This is a genomic window from Staphylococcus ureilyticus, from assembly GCF_025558845.1.
In the GTDB taxonomy this organism is placed as follows: domain Bacteria; phylum Bacillota; class Bacilli; order Staphylococcales; family Staphylococcaceae; genus Staphylococcus; species Staphylococcus ureilyticus.
In genome coordinates, this window is sequence record NZ_CP094825.1 from 1,073,365 (window position 1) to 1,089,380 (window position 16,016).

The following is a 16,016-nucleotide window of genomic DNA, read 5'->3' on the forward strand; positions in this document are numbered from 1 at the left end:
ATGATATTTTATAACAAATTAGGAGGTCTTACAATGAACGAATTAAAAGTTTTAGAACAGAAAGACATATTAGGTAATGAATTTTCGATTTATGGAACAGCTGAAGAACCATTGTTTTTAGCTAAAGATGTAGCTGAATGGATTGGACACACAGATTTATCACGCATGGTTGGTTTGGTAGAAGATGATGAAAAGCTAAAACGTACATTGTACGTTTCGGGTCAAAATAGAGAATACTGGTTTTTAACAGAACATGGATTGTACGAAATACTAATGCAATCTAGGAAATCTATAGCAAAAGTGTTTAAAAAACAAGTCAAAGGGATTTTGAAAGAGATTAGAAAAAATGGAAGTTATCAACCACCTATGACAGCAAATGAACAATTGCAACTAACAATGAAAGCACAAATGGAAACAAAAGAGCAAGTGGATTACTTGCAAGACGAGGTAAAAGATATAAAAGAAAATCAAAGGCTAGATACAGGCGAATATAACCAAATCAGTATTTCGGTTTCTAAACGGGTTAAATACATTAAATCTGTATACGGTTTCCCAAACTTAAAAGACATTAATAAAGAGTTGTACAAAGATATTAACGGACAAATTAAACGAATGACAGGCATTGTTACCCGAACACAATTAAAACAAAAACATTTTGATGATGTATTAGAAATGATTTTAAATTGGTATCCGTCACAATCAACAGTCTATTTAGCAAAACAAATTGTGAACGAAGAAAGTCAAAAACAAGCAATCTAGGAGGTTAGATAATGAACGATTTATTAAATGATTTAGAAAATGAAATCATACAAGATTTATTACATGGTGGGTTAGAAGATTTTCAATATTTAATAGACAATTGGGAACTTGAAAGCATGTATCAAACGAGAATGAAGGTTATTAAATCGTTAAATTTGAAAGTAGAGGATTTTGAAAGTAACGAAAATGCTATAGCAAAAATCATGATATATGCCGTTACAAGTCTTTTTGCAGACAATGAAACGTTTTATAGGCAAAACGGAAACATACAACATTTGAATAAAGACGAAGCAATAAACATTATTGTTGAAGCATATAGGGATTTAGAGCAAGAAGAAAACAAACGACGTTTAATAAATCAAATAGTAATGTTTAAAAATTTTATGAAATTGGAGGAATAATAAATGATTAATTCAGTAGCTTTAAGTGGAAGATTAACAAAAGAAGTTAAATTTCAAGTAACAACAAGTGGTGTACAAGTTGCAAGGTTTACATTAGCCGTACAAAGAAGTTTTAAAGATAAAAATGGCGAGTATCAAGCCGATTTTATTAACGTTATAGCGTTTAGAGGTACGGCACAAATTGCAAACGACCGTTTGAACAAAGGCGATTTATGTAATATTCATGGACGTATGCAAACAAGACAGTTTGAGAACAATGAAGGTCAAACAGTATTTTTAACCGAAGTAGTAACAGATAATATTCAGTTAATCAATACAGGCAGAAATAACGAAGATGCACAACAGCAGGGCAACTTTAACAATCAACAATCACAGCAACAACGAGGACAGGCGCAAAACAATTGGCAACAGCAAAACAACCAATCACAAGGTAATTAACAACAAGGCAATCCGTTTAATAATGCGAATGGTCCGATTGATATAAATGAGGATGATTTGCCGTTTTAATGTAAAAATACACAATGGATAAATTAATGATTATAAAGGAGTAATAAAAATGAACATAGAACCAATTATGAAATTAACAGATGAACAAAAACAGTCAATGCAAGCAAACTGCGTAACAAACAAAATGTTTAACAAAATAATTAATCAAGGGTGGTCGATTAAAGAAAGTGTTGGCTTACCTCGAACATTTAAGCAAGCAGATAACGGATTAATTTATAAAGAATTAAAAGTTAGAGGTAAGTTGTATCATCTTTCAAGCGACGAGTATTTTTATTTAAAAGAAATAGGCGTTGAATTAACCAGAGTTTATTCACGCATTGGGGACGGAGAACCTTTTGACATTGCTATAAAAAGAAAAGTAAGGGAAAACATGGAAGATATGTACGAACGGTTATACATCGAAGAACTTAATAAAAATCAGAGAATCCAAAAAGACAAAAGACAAAGAGAGAGAAAAGCAAAACGTATAGCAAGAGAGAAAGAAAAAGCCAAAAAAGTTAAATTCAGTCAATATTGGACGGCAACATATAATCAAATGATGAAACAATTCTAGGAGGCTAACAAATGAGTGTACAAGTTGAAACAATAACGGGATATTTAAGCAATATGGAAGAATTTGAAGATAAATTAAATGATTTTATAAGTAGTCATTCAGTTATGTTTCCAATCGACTACAAAAGTATTAGTCCGAAAAACGACACACCACAGATAATGGCAGTTATTACTTATGAAACTAATAACGAGGAATGGCAAGATATTTTTAATCAAGTGAAAGATTATGATTACAACCAGTTGCTAACAGCCGTTTTGAAATTAAGTAATATGAATTTATCCATAGATACGATAGGCGATATTGTAACGAGATATACAGACCCTACCGAATCAATCACAAGTGATTTAGCAAAGTTACACGATGTAAAAATCGAATTTGATAAAGACTTTGAAAGTGAGGAATGACATTGCAATTCTACTTATACGACCATTCAAGAAATAAAGTAGCTACAATCAATAAAAACAATGATTCAGACTTCCATTTGAAAGGACACACAGGGACGAATATAAGCTATAAAGATGAATGGTTAACCGAACATCAGTTAAACGAATTTAAGCGTAATTTCGACGTTGTAAGCGAATATGAACTAGGTCAGATAAGTTTAGATGATTTATTACAATTTTGAGTAACGGATTACGTTTCTTTATAACGTCAGGAGGGGTTTTGTGTATTTGAAAACACATGAGTTATTACAAGAACAAGAAATTTGGTTCGTTAAAAAAGGACACACAATCACATTACGGCGTTGTAGATGACTTAATATATAACGACGGCGATTGTACAGCAGTGATTAGAATTGGACGAATTAAAGTTGAAATCAACGATGATTTTATTATTTATTGCAACAATCTAAAAAGTGAAGAGGGATAAAATATGATTAAAAAGGTTTGGAACGAACACAAAACTTTAGTAATAGGGACTGACGGGGTTAAGTTTATTGAATTTTTTAAACACGAAACAGGCAATATTGATATGTATTTAGGCAAAGACGAAAACAATAAAACGTGTAAAATCGAAGGCTTTTTTGTCGGTCAATACGACATTGAATATAGCAAAGAAAAAGCGACAGAAATTAAAAATACAGAGATAAAGCAATTAGAATTATTTAAAAGTTTTTGATTAAAGGAGTGGATAAAGTGACACCGAACGACTTATTACTAAAACATGCACACTTGATAGTTAAATCACTATTTCAGAAAACAGACCAAACATATAAACGATTTTTAAAATTTAGTCAATCAAGTTACAACGCAGAAGTGAGTACAAGGCAATATTGGAAAGCAATAGAAGGCATGGAACAAACACAGTTTGAGTTGCAACAACTTTTAGAAGAATTAGCTTTAATGGACGAATACACGCAATGGAGTGAGAAGTTACATCAAGACAGATACAAGTTTATTCAGAAGTACGATATTGCGTTTGAGAAGTATAAAAGAATGAGGGGTAGTGAAAATAATGCAAACAAAAAAGCAAAAGCACATTATTCATAAGTTAGAACAAGAACGTGACCAATACAAATCTGAACACGACAATTTAATAGGCGATGTAATTTGGTATAAAGCAAAGATAGAACGATTGGAACGTGAAAACAAACATCTTACAGGTCTTACGAGAAAATTAACTACACACCGTACCATGTGGGACGCTTTGAAAGATTGGCGTGAAGATATGCTAGAGATTGATACGAATGATAGGCAACTTATCGGAATGGGGATTGTCATGGACGATTTAGAGAAACGACATTTGTATAAGGAGGACAAGTAAATGACAGAAGAAATGGAACTAACAGTTACGCAACCACTTACAGAATTACAGCTAACTAAAGATAGTAGCATACAAGCGATACCATTAAGTAACGAGGCTTTTAAGAAAGCTATTAAGGAGGATAAATAAATGTATTCATTATATGAACTTGAACGAGTATACGGAAATCTCAAAGAAGGGTTAAATAAATTTTATAATTTCAAAGGCGATACATTATTAATAGTAGCAACTATAACAGTAGCAACTAATCATATTTGTAAAGCTATCAAAAATCCACAAGAACAAAATAATAAATTGAAAGATAAAGATATGAAAAAGTTAGATAAGGAGGATAAATAAATGACAAACACATTAAAAGTAAAATTATTAAGTGACGATGCAACTTTACCAAAAAGAAACCATGATACAGATGCAGGGTACGATATATACGCATCAGAAACAAAGGTGCTAGAACCACAAGACAAAGCAATTATTCAAACAGATGTTGCTGTAGATATTCCTAAAGGTTATGTGGGTTTACTAACTTCAAGAAGTGGTGTAAGTAGTAAAACAAGTTTAGTTATAGAAACAGGCAAGATTGACAGTGGATTCCGTAATGGCATGGGGATAAATATTAAAAACGATGAACAGCGTTTAGATTGGGAAACAATACAAAATAACGAGAGGTTAGAAAAGAATTACGAACAACCATTAGTTTATGACATTAAAGGCGAAAAAATAGACAATGGCAACCCTTTTGAAGTTGCACGAGGTAAAAAGTACCAAATCAATAAAGGCGACCGAATAGCCCAATTAGTAATTGTACCTATATTTACCGGGGAGGTTGAATTAGTAGATGACTTCGAAGAAGAAACAGCAAGGGGAACAAAAGGGTTCGGTTCCAGTGGCACAAGATAAAGACATACTTCAAAAAGTTAAAGAAATACTTAATAAGGAATGAGTGTATGGATAAAGAGGTATTAAATTATTTAGATAAAGCAGGTCAGTATTTACAAGGTGCTGGAGAAAAAGGCTTTAAAACATATGTACATGGTGTATGGGTAGAAAGTTTGATTTTTATTAGTTTAGGATTGTTAATTGCTTTTATCGGTGTTGGTGTTTTCTTATTCTTTTTCAAGCATAGTAAAGTTGTAAATGAAGATGAAACATATAGGGACGAAGATTTTATAACGGCTGGATTAGTGTGTCTTGGTGTTTTTGTTTTAATGGGGTTGCCGTTCGTTATTTTAAATATAACAGGTGTGTTTGCACCAGATTATGTAGCGATTAAAGAGATGTTAAGAAAATGAATAAGGAGTGATTGAATGACTTTTGGCGAAAATTTAAAAGAGTATAGACGTAAACGAAGATTGTCACAACGTGAACTATCAAGGCAAGTTGGATTGTCACAAAGCTACATAGGCGATTTAGAACGCAATAGAAAGAATGTATCAATATATGTAGTCGCTTATTTAGCAAAACAATTAGACGTTTCGGTTAATTATTTATTTAATGATGATACAGAAGTTAGGAAGTGTAACAATGCCTAGTGTAGAAGAACAATTGGAAAACATTAACAATAAAGATGAATTGATTAAATGGTTAGTAAATGCATATTATTTTCATTCTTACAAACTAGATAATTTTTCAAACAAAGCAGTGAATGAAGTAACAACTCATGAACGACAACAAGTTAAAGCAAAAGCAGATGAATTGTTGGATTAATTTAAAATTATGATGTGTTAGGAAGGTATGAGGTTTTTATGAATAATAGAAATCTAGGTCAATATTTAATGGGATTACGTGAAAATGTGAGTGTTAGTAACAGACAACTATCAATTGATGCTTCAATGAGTAGAACGTATTTATATAACATTGAAAAAGGAAACCAAACATCTCCGAAAGCAGATATCGTTGTACGTATTGCAGAAGCATTTACTAAATATGGTTATGATAAATTAGAAGTTATGAGTGAATTGTTGGAACGTATACAAAGTTTAAATAAAACAGATAAGTTAAATATATTGGAAAGAGAAAAATATATCGAGCAAATAAAATATAATTCGTTGAATAAGAACAACGAAAAGAATGATTTAAACTATATATTAAGTTCAATTTCAAATGACGCTACATTAGACATCGAAATAGATGGCACAAAACAAGAGATTATTATAGATAATAATATGAAGAAGTATATTAAGGAAATCATAAAACCTATGATAAAACTATATATATTAAAGTAATTATTAAGAGAGGTCTCATAATGAAATATTTAGTTAAAAAAACAAAACACTATACAGGCGAAGTGTTTATAGACGCAACAAAAATAAAGGAAAATGAAACTTTTGAAATTGTCGAAGCAGAAAATCCAGTAGAATTAAAAGCAAAATTGGACATGCAACAATTCAGGGATAACATGGGTTATTATGCAGGTAAGTTAAATGAAGTTTCAAGACGAATTAAAAATGGAGGTTGAACATGTTAGACGTTTTGTTTTACGTTATTGGGGCATTTGCTTTTATATTTTTTGTATATCAAACAGTTATGCTTATAAAAGAATTAATATCGTCTTTTGTTGATTTATTTGTTTCGCTTTATTCAGATTATCAATAACCACATGAAAATCTGTATTATTAATTGTTTCGATGTTTTTTCTGATATTTGCCCAATTAATGTTAGTTACATTAGAACCGTTTGTATTCATTGTTTAGAACCCCTTTAATAATAGATTTGATTCTAATATAACCTTTAAAAAAGTGGTTTTAAACCTCAATAAAAACCAAATTTAGTTAAATAGAAATTAATAAAGTATTATGAAGCAATTCTAATTTCTTAATTCAAATAATTTCTGTTGTAAATTTTTAATTTCTATTTCGTCATTAATTGGTTTCCTTGATGTATTTATTTTGATTGGTACTATTTCATCATATTCATGAAGCCTTTTGATGTTACGAAAGAATAGTATCAGTGAAACAGCGCCATAACCACCTATAGAAACAGGCAATTTATCTGTATATAATGGCGATTTAGTTTCATTGCCACCTAAAGCGACTTGTTTTTCATTAACGTTGATAATACCGTCCACATGCACGCTAGTAATTGATACAGGGTTAGAAGAATGGTTGGTAATAAGTATTTTCATATAGAAACCATTATGTGACACCTCATGTATACTTAAAACCTTTGCAGTTGATTTAAAACGATTGGTATAAACCTTGTGTAGAAACGTTAATAACGAAACAACGAAGGCAGATATTGAAATTATTAAAGTCCCAATTTCCATTTAGTTGTGTCACTTCCTTTAAACATTTAATTGTATAAATATATTATACTTTACATCTATTCAAATTCAAAATTAATTTCAAAGAAAGTAGGGATAAAATGAAAAATAATTTAAGTGAAAACGAAAATAAGATAATAAACGTACTTGTAGCAATCGTTATGATAACATTAGCGCTATTTATAGTATTGGTATTGGGTGCTGGTGCATATTGGTTATGGAGTGTTGTTTTATGAATCTGAAATTGATTACGAATAAATTACACAGAGGCGAAATAATAACCGTTTTAACAAAAGATGAAATTATCGAGGATTGCATATTTGATTTCATTGAGGATATTCATAGCGAAGGTTATCAAATATCAAGAATGTATGTTGTTGATAAAGCTAAAAAAACGCACACGCTTTTTGAGAGGGATATAGAGGCTATACAATTTAAAATACTATAGCAAGTAGGTGTTAACAATCATACTTTATATTATATCTTATGTGTTGCTTCTGTACCCATTTATTGACGGTATCGTCACAATGCAGGAAGGCATTAAGTATAAAGAAAATGCAGAAACAGTTATGGGGATATTCTTAATTACAATAACGATATTACTATTTTTAACGATAACCATTTATTTGTTAATTAATATGATTTTGATTGGCATTTAGTAACATATTACGTTATCATAAGTTGTAGGTCGTTCAAACCTAACTTTTATAATTCCCAGTTTAATATACCCATTTAGCACGAATGAAACGGTTTTGTATTAATTGCAGAACCGTTTTTTTATTTGCAATAAATAACGTTATACGTTATATTAATTACACGCTGATTTAGTTGTAACCTGGTACTTCAAATTTCATTTACAACTTATAAACGGTTTATTATGCAATAAATTAGTACTATATTATATTCAAACAACGTCAATAAAAGGCGTTGTTTTTTTGTACGTTACATTTGAAAAGTAACGGATTATGTTTTATTATAACGGTATAGGCTCATTGTTTGACCTCTCAATATTGAGTTATATTATTTTTATAGTTTTCTGTTTATTTTTAGTGCAGACGTAAGTCAGGCTATGTTTACAAACTCCTTTTAACCATTGATTAATTTCAATGGTTTTTTTATTTATCTAACATGAATTATGTAACGTTAAATGATACAATAATGACACAAGTAACGTGTTATGTTATTGAAATGAAAGAGGGATTATATGAGAAAAATTATAATGAAAATCACAAGTGCGTTTTTTATTATATCTTTTTGGGAATGTTCAAAAACAATATACCAATTTACAAAAGGTTATTTGAATTACAAACCCAAAACAAATATTAAAGATGTTTATGAGAAACCGGAAAGTTATATGTATAACATCAAGTAACGCATAAAGTTATTTTATTTCGGGAGGCGTTATTTTGCGTATTAATTATGACAAACTTAATTTTGAAAGTGAACATATAAGTGAAGATACAAACGAAACCTATTTTATGTATTCGATTCCGGGAGAACCAAACATGGTAATGATAAATAAAGACGATGAAATCATAGGTGGTTGGGAAATCAAAAATTTAAACATTGTCCCAATACACGTTGGGACAGCTTCTTTTCATAATTTAACTGATTTATTACAAAGCAAAGAAGTGCTATTTAATGAGTAACACCATATACAAGAATAGAGGCGTTTTTTTAGAAAAAGTCATAGAAAAATCCAATAATCAGTATTTAGAACGTGATTTAGCGCTAATAGATAAAATACCAACACCCATGACCGGAAACACACGTAAAAATACATTTCGATACACAAAGAAAAGCACCGTTGATTTTACAGGTGTTTCACAAGGTCAATTTGTGTGTTTCGACGCAAAACAATGTAGTGTGCCTAGATTTGAATTTAGTAGATTACAACCACATCAAGAAAGCTATTTAAAGCACGCACATAAGCAAAAAGGCTTAGCGTTTATACTAATACTATTCACGAAAGAAAATGAACTGTATAAGCTCACTATTAGTGAATATGTGTATTTAAAAAATAACTTAACTCGTAAATCAATTTCGTTAGATTGGTTTAGAGAAAACAAAACACAAATCAAAAGTAAGAACGGTGTTTATTATGATTATTTGAATATTGCATAACGAATTTATGAAAAGTAGGTGCTATTTTGATATACGAACCAAAGCAAGTTATTAATATGCTTAAAACATACAATGATGATGTACATACATTGCAGTGTTTAGTTGAAGAATATAACAATGGTGTAGAAACAGGCGCAGGGGCAATGGCATACGGCGAAGATGCTATGATGCCTAAAGGGAATGGTGTAAGTGACCCTACATTTAAGAAAGCAAAGCAATTAATGAGAAGTAACAATGTGATTAAAAACCTAGAACAAAAGATTGCATTTGTTGATAACAATTCATACAAGTTGCACAAAGACCAACACATTATTGTTTTTGCTTTAAGAATACAAGGGCATACATGCCAATACATTGCAGACACATTAAGAGTTAAACGCACAAGAGTACAAAACATCATTAATGAAATAGCTCAAATCATGTGTAAATCAGATGAAGAATATAAGCAGTATAAAGAAAAGCATGATATTGCTTAATAGCGAGTGACGTTTATTACAGTGAATGACAAACGTGGTTGTAATTATAAACAGGTGGTAAAATCATTTCAGAACATCATTAATTGGTGTTCTAATGTTTTTCTTTGTTTAGCTTTTTCTTTTGTTTATTTTGTTTAAAACGTCACTTTTAATTAAGTGACGTTTATTTTTTTACCATATTTTAAGTTAGGAGGTGGAACAATGGCTAAACGTATAAGATTAGAGGATTGGTTAAAAGAAGAAAATTTAGTACGTGTGCAAGGTTGGGCGAGGGACGGTTTAACAATGGAACAGATAGCCCATAATATCGGTATCACAAAGCCTACATTGTACAAATGGCAAGAAAGGGATTCTAACTTTCTTAACGCCTTAAAGGTTAGTCGTGATAGTGCTGATAGGCAAGTAGAAAACGCTTTGTTTAAAAACGCACTAGGCTTTAAATATACAGAACAACAACTAACAGATACAGGCGAAGTTGTAGACGTGGAAAAATACGCAAAACCAAATACAACAGCACAAATATTTTGGCTTAAAAACCGTAAGCAAGAAGTATGGCGAGAAAAACAAAATATTGAACATGCAGGTGGCATAGACCAAAAAGTTGATTTATCCGGATTAAGTGATAAAGACATAGAAAAATTAGCGAATATGAGTGATGAATAATGACGATGACAACAGAACAAAAGAAATTAATTATACGAGAGGCAAAGCGTGAAAGTGCAAGGCGTAGTTATCGTAGTTATGTTAAAACGGCACATCATGGAAATTTTGAACATTACGCACATACTGATTTGATATGTGATTATTTACAAAGTATAGCAGACGGCAAACAAATGCACTTAATGATTGAAATGCCCCCACGTCATGGTAAGTCAATGACGGTTACCGAAACATTTCCGTCGTATTTCTTAATGAAAAACCCTACAAAGAGAGTTATAGCATCGGCTTATTCGGAAGGCTTAGCCCGTAAATTTGGTAGATTAAACCGTAACAAGTTTGAAGAATTTTCTAATGACTTATTCAATCTTAATTTATCGGCAGACAACAATAGTACAACAGATTGGGGATTAGCAGATTATAACGGTGGCATGATTGCTACAGGTATCGGAGGCAGTATTACCGGACAAGGTGCTGATTTAATGGTAATTGATGACCCAATCAAGAACGCAAAAGAGGCACAAAGTAAAACAATACGTGAAAATATTTGGGACGAATGGGAAAGTACATTGTCTACACGTTTACACGACGGTGCAAGCGTTATAGTTATCATGACCCGTTGGCATCAAGATGATTTTATAGGTCGTTTGTTAGAACAATCGCCGTATGATTGGAAAAGATTAAGGTTACCGGCTATCGCAGAAGATGACGACGATTTATTAAATCGTGAAGTAGGGGAGCCATTATGTAGAGAATTAGGTTTTGATGAAGAATGGGCAGAACTTAAAAAACGTGAAGTAGGTTCAAGAACATGGGCGTCTTTATACCAACAAAGACCGTCGCCGGCACAAGGTACGATATTTAAGCGTGAATGGGTACAATACTATGACAGAGTGCCACCACGTTATGATGATATGTTAATGAGTTGGGACTTTACATTTAAAGATAGTGAATCAAGTGACTATGCAGTCGGGCAAGTATGGATTAAACAAGGTGCAGACTTTTATTTAATCGACCAAATACGTGCCAAAATGGATTTCACACAAAGTGTTAGAGCTGTTGAAAGCATGAAGAATAAGCACCCTAAATGCAGAAAAATATTGATTGAGGATAAAGCAAACGGTCCAGCAATCATAACAACTTTAAAACAAAAGGTTAGTGGTATCATACCCATTACACCTAAAGAAAGTAAGGTAGCAAGAGCATACGCTGTAACACCGTTCTTTGAGGCAGGGAATGTATATGTTGGTAAAAAGGTTCCCAGTGTTGATGACTTTATAGACGAATTAACAATGTTCGATAACGCAGTACATGACGATACAGTGGATTCTATGACACAAGCATTAAACTACTTTGCATCTAAACCAACGGCTAGTGTGATTACAGGTAATGCATGGTAAAATGTAACGTATAAGGTTATTAGATAACGAAAATAGATATTAGGAGGGACGCAATGCAATATAGAAATCCGGATAACACATGGGTTAAATTTGATAAAGAAGTCATTAAACAAGTACATGATGATATGTATTACTACAGGGCATTATATGAAGGCAGACACCATGAACTATTTCCACGTGCTGTTAACTTAATTGAACAAGGCGAGATTATAGATGTGTACAGTACACAAAACAAAGTAGCTTCAAAGAATGTTCGTACGCCATACTTAATGATTAACATAAGTCGTGTGATTGTTGATTTACCTAGTATGCTTGTAGCACGCACATTAAATGCTATTAAAACAAATTATCCAAATGATAGTTTGGCTCAACAGGATATGCTAGATGACACACAACAAGCTACAGTGGACACACAGACGCAAGGGCAAGAACAATTTATAGAACAAACAGAAACAAACGACTTTAACGGTCAAACAACAGATAAGCAACAAGAAGTGATAGACCAAATAGAAAAGAATAGTAATATCAATCACACTATGAACCTAAACCAATTACAAATTGACGGTGGCATTGTAGCTGTACCAATGATTAAGAATGGCAAGATAGCAATTGATATTAAGGAACGTAACGTTTACTTTCCACATGATGACGGCTTAGGCGTTGACCTAGTATACGAACTAGAACCAACGCAGGAAGAAGAAGAAAACGGTGTAAGGTATGTTCACGTTTATACCGAAAGAGAAAACGAAGAAGCTATCGAAACACTAGATAGATTATATAAATCAAATGATGAAAATAATCTTGTGTTAGTCGAAGAACCGGAATTAATCCGAGAGAAACTACAAATCGATGTAGCAGACGGTCATAAAGTGTTTAGAGGACGACAAAGAACATTTGTAACTTATCTTGCGAATGACCCAACATTTACGAACAAACTAGGTAATTCGGCTTTACGTGGTATTGCAGGCAAGCAAGAAGAAATCAATTGGACGGTTACACGTACGGCGCAAACATTTGAACGTAACGGCAAGCCTAGAATATCTATACCAAAAGGAACAATGGAACAACTTAAAGCAATTGCGCTTGATAAATTTGGGGACGAGAACAAGATAGACCACCGTAATTTAGAAGTCACAGAAATAGATGAAAACGGTCAATCAATGGAGATACACCAAATTGATACAAGTAAAATTGGCGATATGAATTATGTTAAAGATATTATCCGTATGATGTTAGCAGAAACGCAAACGTCCGAAAGTGCTATTGAATTAGTTAAACAACAAAGCAGTGGCACACAGTCCGGCGTTGCTAAATTCTATGACTTAATGTTATCAGTCATCAAATCCGAAAAGATACGTGATGATTATGTTGAGTTTCTACAAAACGCTTTTGAATCGGCGTTGTGGTTTGCGAATGATAAGGACAATGAAATCATTATTGAAAGACCAAACATTATCGTTAAAGATATGTTGCCGAAACCACAAGAAGAAGTAAGCACTGAAAATATCGCTAAATATAATGCAGGCGTTCAATCTTTAGAAGAAACAATAAGACGTATCAATCCGGAAAAATCGGAAGAATGGTTACAAGAAGAAATCGAGCGAATACAAAGCAATCAGACACAAAGTGATAGCATGAGTTTAGATTTAGGTAATCAATCGCTACAAAACTTCATGAATAATCGTGATGATAACGGTAATCCATTAGATGAGTTTGGTAATCCAATTGAATCCAACGAACAAAATATAAACGAATCTAACGTGAATGAGTAGGTGTTATGAATGGCATTGACACCGGAACAAGTTAAGAAGTTATCACAGTTTTTGAAGAATCAAGTTAAAGAGTTAGTAAGTGGTGTGAATATCGAAAGCGAGAAAGACACACAGCGTATGTATATGGCTATTGAAAAGTTGTTTGATGATTTAGGTAGTAGTGTTCAAAAAGAAGTACCAAAAACGATATATGAACAATATGCTAAAGGCTTATCTAATGCACAACAACAATTAGTCGATACTGGATTAATAACAAGTGCCGGTAACTTCAATGTACAAAACGCAATCGCTCAACAGTTTGTGCATACGGACGCTATAACATCAATCGTCACTGATACTATGCAAGACTTAGCAAGTGCATTTAGGACAGCTAAAAAGTATTCTAAAAAGAATGTAGATGTTGCAATTAAAGATGTACAAGACGAAGTGGCAAAAGGTTTAATGGTTGGCATGACGAATAAACAGATGTCACAAAGAGTTGCTAAAAAGTTTGGCGAACAAGGTATGACCTCATTCGTCACAGTAGACGGCAAACATTTGCCATTAGATTTTTACGCTGAAACAGTAGTAAGAACCAAAACACAAACAGCATACAACCATAGTCATTTAAACAGATATGCCGAAGATGATATAAAACATGTAACTGTAACGGGTAACATTCCAACATGTGGGGAATGTGTAAGGTATAGGGGGCATGTATTTGCTACTGAACGTGGCGACCAATTCCCATATATCAATTTATATACAACATTCCCTAAACACCCTAATTGCCAATGTAACTTTAGACCGTACATCATTGATTTCAAAAGTGATGATGAAGTCAAAAAAGATTTAGAACATTCAAAAACATTTGACGAAAATAAGGATAGTCGTACTCAGGCAGAGAAAGACCGATATAACACAGACCAAAAGGCAAAAGCTAAAGCAAGACGTAACAGCCTTTCATACAACAAAATGCGTAATCGATTAGGCAGTGACGGACCCCAAACATTCAAAGAATATTTACAAGTTAAATCGAACGATAAAGCTAAATATCATGAATGGGTATCACAGATGAAAAAAGTCTATGAACCTAACAATGTATCGGACGAACAACAAACCACACAGGAAGTACACACAGACACAAACAACGTATCTGATACAAATAATCAAGACGAAGATAAACAGGCTCAAAACAAGGCTCAAAATAACACACAAGGTAATACACTACCACCTATTGAAACATTAGATGAATTGATTGGTATTACATCACAATTGAGTAAAGGTTTCGACGAAAAATTTAATACAAATCTATCTAATGCACAAGAATATGGTTTAAGATTCGAAATAAAAGATATAGAAAATGAAAAGGGAATAGAATTTAATAGACTGATTCAAGAAGTTATTAATGAAAAATTTGGATATAATGATTTACCACAATCAATCTCTAAAAATGAATTTGATTTAATAGATGATAACAAAAAATTAATACGTGGTTTAAAAGATTCAGACAATACAAATGCAATGCATTTTATCGAACAATACAAAACCGGAAACCATTATGTCGGGAAAGGATTTTACGGGCATGGTACTTATTCAGCAGTCATGACCGAAGAAAACAAAGAAATGGTGTTCGCAACCTATGCTAACGAGAAAGAAAAAAACATTATGCATATGACAATTAGCGATGATTCGAATGTAGTAACTAAAAAACAAATGCGACGTATTAAGAAAGAATGGCGAACGGATATTAAATCAAATGAAGAAATATCACAGAGTCAAAAAGATATTATATTAGGTGTTATAAGTAATACATCTAATATTGCAATTATGTTAGGATATGACGCAATGTATATTAGTGGTCAAGAATATTATGTATTATTAAATCGTGGGAAAGTGAGTGTTGTCGATGAATAAAAAAGAGCAAAGTATTTGGTTTGATAAAGTGATGCCATTAGCAATTGAAATGTATGCCCTCGAAACACCATTTCAAGAACGGTTAACATTTGATGATGTAGCAGACGCATACGCAGATAACGAACCATTAGAAGAAGTGTTCAAACTTATACCTAAAGTTTTATACCCTTATATTGAACAAGCAGACAAGGAAATAGCTAATGAGTACGATAAAAACATAGAAGATTACACACCTTATATGAATTAAATAGTTACACAAGTGACGTATATAACGGTTTTTGCGTTATAATAACGTTATACGTTATAATATAACAAGCAACGAAAGTTGTAGTCATTATATATCCCTCATGTATAAGGCAAACATAAATTTTAAGTACACATCTTTAAGGTGTGTACTTTTTTAATATCTTATATGTGATTTCGTAGGCGTTACGATACAACGCTAATC

At 32.3% G+C, this 16,016-nt stretch carries 28 protein-coding genes and 1 pseudogene; 27 read left to right on the forward strand and 2 right to left on the reverse strand.

Annotated features, from left to right (window positions below; genetic code table 11):
- The first annotated feature begins 33 nt into the window (after positions 1-33).
- From MUA21_RS05225 to MUA21_RS05305, 17 genes and pseudogenes are all read left to right on the forward strand, one after another.
- Positions 34-759, forward strand: a complete 726-nt coding sequence (locus tag MUA21_RS05225) for a BRO family protein (RefSeq protein WP_262562030.1) — start codon at positions 34-36, stop codon at positions 757-759.
- Between the two features lie 11 nt (positions 760-770).
- The gene (locus MUA21_RS05230; protein ID WP_262562031.1) at positions 771-1,160 is read left to right on the forward strand and encodes a hypothetical protein; all 390 of its coding nucleotides are present in this window, start codon (positions 771-773) and stop codon (positions 1,158-1,160) included.
- Between the two features lie 3 nt (positions 1,161-1,163).
- A pseudogene (locus MUA21_RS05235) lies at positions 1,164-1,667 on the forward strand (single-stranded DNA-binding protein).
- 49 nt (positions 1,668-1,716) lie between these two features.
- The gene (locus MUA21_RS05240; protein ID WP_262562032.1) at positions 1,717-2,220 is read left to right on the forward strand and encodes a hypothetical protein; all 504 of its coding nucleotides are present in this window, start codon (positions 1,717-1,719) and stop codon (positions 2,218-2,220) included.
- 11 nt (positions 2,221-2,231) lie between these two features.
- Positions 2,232-2,624: a hypothetical protein gene (locus tag MUA21_RS05245; RefSeq protein ID WP_262562033.1), complete on the forward strand. Its 393-nt coding sequence runs from the start codon at positions 2,232-2,234 to the stop codon at positions 2,622-2,624.
- Positions 2,625-2,626: 2 nt separating this feature from the next.
- Positions 2,627-2,845 (forward strand): DUF3269 family protein, encoded by a 219-nt coding sequence (locus tag MUA21_RS05250; RefSeq protein ID WP_262562034.1) that lies wholly within the window; start codon positions 2,627-2,629, stop codon positions 2,843-2,845.
- A 248-nt stretch (positions 2,846-3,093) separates the two neighbouring features.
- Complete coding sequence (locus tag MUA21_RS05255) at positions 3,094-3,339, forward strand: hypothetical protein (RefSeq protein WP_262562036.1); 246 nt, start codon at positions 3,094-3,096, stop codon at positions 3,337-3,339.
- 17 nt (positions 3,340-3,356) lie between these two features.
- The gene (locus MUA21_RS05260) at positions 3,357-3,710 is read left to right on the forward strand and encodes a DUF1140 family protein (RefSeq protein ID WP_262562037.1); all 354 of its coding nucleotides are present in this window, start codon (positions 3,357-3,359) and stop codon (positions 3,708-3,710) included.
- Positions 3,676-3,984, forward strand: a complete 309-nt coding sequence (locus MUA21_RS05265) for a hypothetical protein (RefSeq protein ID WP_262562038.1) — start codon at positions 3,676-3,678, stop codon at positions 3,982-3,984. Before MUA21_RS05260 ends, MUA21_RS05265 begins: the two co-directional genes overlap by 35 nt.
- Positions 3,985-4,113, forward strand: a complete 129-nt coding sequence (locus MUA21_RS05270) for a hypothetical protein (RefSeq protein ID WP_262562039.1) — start codon at positions 3,985-3,987, stop codon at positions 4,111-4,113.
- Positions 4,114-4,323, forward strand: coding sequence for a hypothetical protein (locus MUA21_RS05275; protein ID WP_262562040.1), 210 nt, complete (start codon positions 4,114-4,116; stop codon positions 4,321-4,323). It abuts the gene before it with no gap.
- Positions 4,324-4,881: a dUTP diphosphatase gene (locus MUA21_RS05280; RefSeq protein WP_262562042.1), complete on the forward strand. Its 558-nt coding sequence runs from the start codon at positions 4,324-4,326 to the stop codon at positions 4,879-4,881.
- 47 nt (positions 4,882-4,928) lie between these two features.
- Entirely contained in the window at positions 4,929-5,273 is a 345-nt protein-coding gene (locus MUA21_RS05285) for a hypothetical protein (protein ID WP_262562044.1), read from the forward strand.
- 15 nt (positions 5,274-5,288) lie between these two features.
- Positions 5,289-5,513 (forward strand): helix-turn-helix domain-containing protein, encoded by a 225-nt coding sequence (locus tag MUA21_RS05290; RefSeq protein ID WP_262562046.1) that lies wholly within the window; start codon positions 5,289-5,291, stop codon positions 5,511-5,513.
- On the forward strand, positions 5,506-5,688 hold the full coding sequence (locus tag MUA21_RS05295) for a hypothetical protein (RefSeq protein ID WP_262562047.1): 183 nt from the start codon (positions 5,506-5,508) through the stop codon (positions 5,686-5,688). Before MUA21_RS05290 ends, MUA21_RS05295 begins: the two co-directional genes overlap by 8 nt.
- 38 nt (positions 5,689-5,726) lie before the next feature.
- Positions 5,727-6,206 (forward strand): helix-turn-helix domain-containing protein, encoded by a 480-nt coding sequence (locus MUA21_RS05300; RefSeq protein WP_262562048.1) that lies wholly within the window; start codon positions 5,727-5,729, stop codon positions 6,204-6,206.
- Positions 6,207-6,226: 20 nt separating this feature from the next.
- Complete coding sequence (locus tag MUA21_RS05305; RefSeq protein WP_262562049.1) at positions 6,227-6,439, forward strand: DUF1381 domain-containing protein; 213 nt, start codon at positions 6,227-6,229, stop codon at positions 6,437-6,439.
- A gap of 72 nt (positions 6,440-6,511) precedes the next feature.
- On the opposite strand, the gene MUA21_RS05310 is transcribed toward MUA21_RS05305, so the two are convergent.
- Both MUA21_RS05310 and MUA21_RS05315 read right to left on the reverse strand, forming a co-directional pair.
- Positions 6,512-6,667: a hypothetical protein gene (locus tag MUA21_RS05310; protein ID WP_262562050.1), complete on the reverse strand. Its 156-nt coding sequence runs from the start codon at positions 6,665-6,667 to the stop codon at positions 6,512-6,514.
- Between the two features lie 120 nt (positions 6,668-6,787).
- Positions 6,788-7,246, reverse strand: coding sequence for a hypothetical protein (locus tag MUA21_RS05315; protein ID WP_262562051.1), 459 nt, complete (start codon positions 7,244-7,246; stop codon positions 6,788-6,790).
- 98 nt (positions 7,247-7,344) lie between these two features.
- Here MUA21_RS05315 and MUA21_RS05320 point away from each other — a divergent pair, with 98 nt between their 5' ends.
- From MUA21_RS05320 to MUA21_RS05365, 10 genes are all read left to right on the forward strand, one after another.
- Complete coding sequence (locus tag MUA21_RS05320; protein ID WP_262562052.1) at positions 7,345-7,479, forward strand: hypothetical protein; 135 nt, start codon at positions 7,345-7,347, stop codon at positions 7,477-7,479.
- Positions 7,476-7,691 (forward strand): hypothetical protein, encoded by a 216-nt coding sequence (locus tag MUA21_RS05325; RefSeq protein WP_262562053.1) that lies wholly within the window; start codon positions 7,476-7,478, stop codon positions 7,689-7,691. Before MUA21_RS05320 ends, MUA21_RS05325 begins: the two co-directional genes overlap by 4 nt.
- 958 nt (positions 7,692-8,649) lie before the next feature.
- Positions 8,650-8,892: a hypothetical protein gene (locus MUA21_RS05330; RefSeq protein WP_262562054.1), complete on the forward strand. Its 243-nt coding sequence runs from the start codon at positions 8,650-8,652 to the stop codon at positions 8,890-8,892.
- Positions 8,885-9,367 carry a Holliday junction resolvase RecU gene (locus tag MUA21_RS05335; RefSeq protein ID WP_262562055.1) on the forward strand — a complete coding sequence of 161 codons (483 nt, stop codon included), beginning with the start codon at positions 8,885-8,887 and terminating at the stop codon, positions 9,365-9,367. The genes MUA21_RS05330 and MUA21_RS05335 overlap by 8 nt, the downstream gene beginning before the upstream one ends.
- A gap of 26 nt (positions 9,368-9,393) precedes the next feature.
- The gene (locus MUA21_RS05340) at positions 9,394-9,843 is read left to right on the forward strand and encodes a hypothetical protein (RefSeq protein WP_262562056.1); all 450 of its coding nucleotides are present in this window, start codon (positions 9,394-9,396) and stop codon (positions 9,841-9,843) included.
- Positions 9,844-10,044: 201 nt separating this feature from the next.
- Positions 10,045-10,506: a helix-turn-helix domain-containing protein gene (locus MUA21_RS05345; protein ID WP_262562057.1), complete on the forward strand. Its 462-nt coding sequence runs from the start codon at positions 10,045-10,047 to the stop codon at positions 10,504-10,506.
- Positions 10,506-11,900 (forward strand): phage terminase large subunit, encoded by a 1,395-nt coding sequence (terL, locus tag MUA21_RS05350; protein WP_262562059.1) that lies wholly within the window; start codon positions 10,506-10,508, stop codon positions 11,898-11,900. The genes MUA21_RS05345 and terL overlap by 1 nt, the downstream gene beginning before the upstream one ends.
- Before the next feature lie 53 nt (positions 11,901-11,953).
- Positions 11,954-13,672, forward strand: coding sequence for a hypothetical protein (locus MUA21_RS05355; protein WP_262562061.1), 1,719 nt, complete (start codon positions 11,954-11,956; stop codon positions 13,670-13,672).
- Between the two features lie 9 nt (positions 13,673-13,681).
- On the forward strand, positions 13,682-15,568 hold the full coding sequence (locus MUA21_RS05360) for a phage minor capsid protein (RefSeq protein ID WP_262562062.1): 1,887 nt from the start codon (positions 13,682-13,684) through the stop codon (positions 15,566-15,568).
- A complete protein-coding gene (locus MUA21_RS05365) occupies positions 15,561-15,815 on the forward strand; it encodes a hypothetical protein (protein WP_262562063.1) in 255 nt (84 codons plus the stop codon). The genes MUA21_RS05360 and MUA21_RS05365 overlap by 8 nt, the downstream gene beginning before the upstream one ends.
- The last annotated feature ends 201 nt before the right edge of the window (positions 15,816-16,016 follow it).

Excerpts from the sequence above, each read along its gene's own strand:
- MUA21_RS05225 (WP_262562030.1), top strand. The coding sequence starts at position 34 with ATGAACGAATTAAAAGTTTTAGAACAGAAAGACATATTAGGTAATGAA.
- MUA21_RS05230 (WP_262562031.1), top strand. The coding sequence starts at position 771 with ATGAACGATTTATTAAATGATTTAGAAAATGAAATCATACAAGATTTA.
- MUA21_RS05240 (WP_262562032.1), top strand. The coding sequence starts at position 1,717 with ATGAACATAGAACCAATTATGAAATTAACAGATGAACAAAAACAGTCA.
- MUA21_RS05245 (WP_262562033.1), top strand. The coding sequence starts at position 2,232 with ATGAGTGTACAAGTTGAAACAATAACGGGATATTTAAGCAATATGGAA.
- MUA21_RS05255 (WP_262562036.1), top strand. The coding sequence starts at position 3,094 with ATGATTAAAAAGGTTTGGAACGAACACAAAACTTTAGTAATAGGGACT.
- MUA21_RS05265 (WP_262562038.1), top strand. The coding sequence starts at position 3,676 with ATGCAAACAAAAAAGCAAAAGCACATTATTCATAAGTTAGAACAAGAA.
- MUA21_RS05270 (WP_262562039.1), top strand. The coding sequence starts at position 3,985 with ATGACAGAAGAAATGGAACTAACAGTTACGCAACCACTTACAGAATTA.
- MUA21_RS05275 (WP_262562040.1), top strand. The coding sequence starts at position 4,114 with ATGTATTCATTATATGAACTTGAACGAGTATACGGAAATCTCAAAGAA.
- MUA21_RS05280 (WP_262562042.1), top strand. The coding sequence starts at position 4,324 with ATGACAAACACATTAAAAGTAAAATTATTAAGTGACGATGCAACTTTA.
- MUA21_RS05285 (WP_262562044.1), top strand. The coding sequence starts at position 4,929 with ATGGATAAAGAGGTATTAAATTATTTAGATAAAGCAGGTCAGTATTTA.
- MUA21_RS05290 (WP_262562046.1), top strand. The coding sequence starts at position 5,289 with ATGACTTTTGGCGAAAATTTAAAAGAGTATAGACGTAAACGAAGATTG.
- MUA21_RS05295 (WP_262562047.1), top strand. The coding sequence starts at position 5,506 with ATGCCTAGTGTAGAAGAACAATTGGAAAACATTAACAATAAAGATGAA.
- MUA21_RS05300 (WP_262562048.1), top strand. The coding sequence starts at position 5,727 with ATGAATAATAGAAATCTAGGTCAATATTTAATGGGATTACGTGAAAAT.
- MUA21_RS05305 (WP_262562049.1), top strand. The coding sequence starts at position 6,227 with ATGAAATATTTAGTTAAAAAAACAAAACACTATACAGGCGAAGTGTTT.
- MUA21_RS05310 (WP_262562050.1), bottom strand. The coding sequence starts at position 6,667 with ATGAATACAAACGGTTCTAATGTAACTAACATTAATTGGGCAAATATC.
- MUA21_RS05315 (WP_262562051.1), bottom strand. The coding sequence starts at position 7,246 with ATGGAAATTGGGACTTTAATAATTTCAATATCTGCCTTCGTTGTTTCG.
- MUA21_RS05320 (WP_262562052.1), top strand. The coding sequence starts at position 7,345 with ATGAAAAATAATTTAAGTGAAAACGAAAATAAGATAATAAACGTACTT.
- MUA21_RS05325 (WP_262562053.1), top strand. The coding sequence starts at position 7,476 with ATGAATCTGAAATTGATTACGAATAAATTACACAGAGGCGAAATAATA.
- MUA21_RS05335 (WP_262562055.1), top strand. The coding sequence starts at position 8,885 with ATGAGTAACACCATATACAAGAATAGAGGCGTTTTTTTAGAAAAAGTC.
- MUA21_RS05345 (WP_262562057.1), top strand. The coding sequence starts at position 10,045 with ATGGCTAAACGTATAAGATTAGAGGATTGGTTAAAAGAAGAAAATTTA.
- terL (WP_262562059.1), top strand. The coding sequence starts at position 10,506 with ATGACGATGACAACAGAACAAAAGAAATTAATTATACGAGAGGCAAAG.
- MUA21_RS05355 (WP_262562061.1), top strand. The coding sequence starts at position 11,954 with ATGCAATATAGAAATCCGGATAACACATGGGTTAAATTTGATAAAGAA.
- MUA21_RS05360 (WP_262562062.1), top strand. The coding sequence starts at position 13,682 with ATGGCATTGACACCGGAACAAGTTAAGAAGTTATCACAGTTTTTGAAG.
- MUA21_RS05365 (WP_262562063.1), top strand. The coding sequence starts at position 15,561 with ATGAATAAAAAAGAGCAAAGTATTTGGTTTGATAAAGTGATGCCATTA.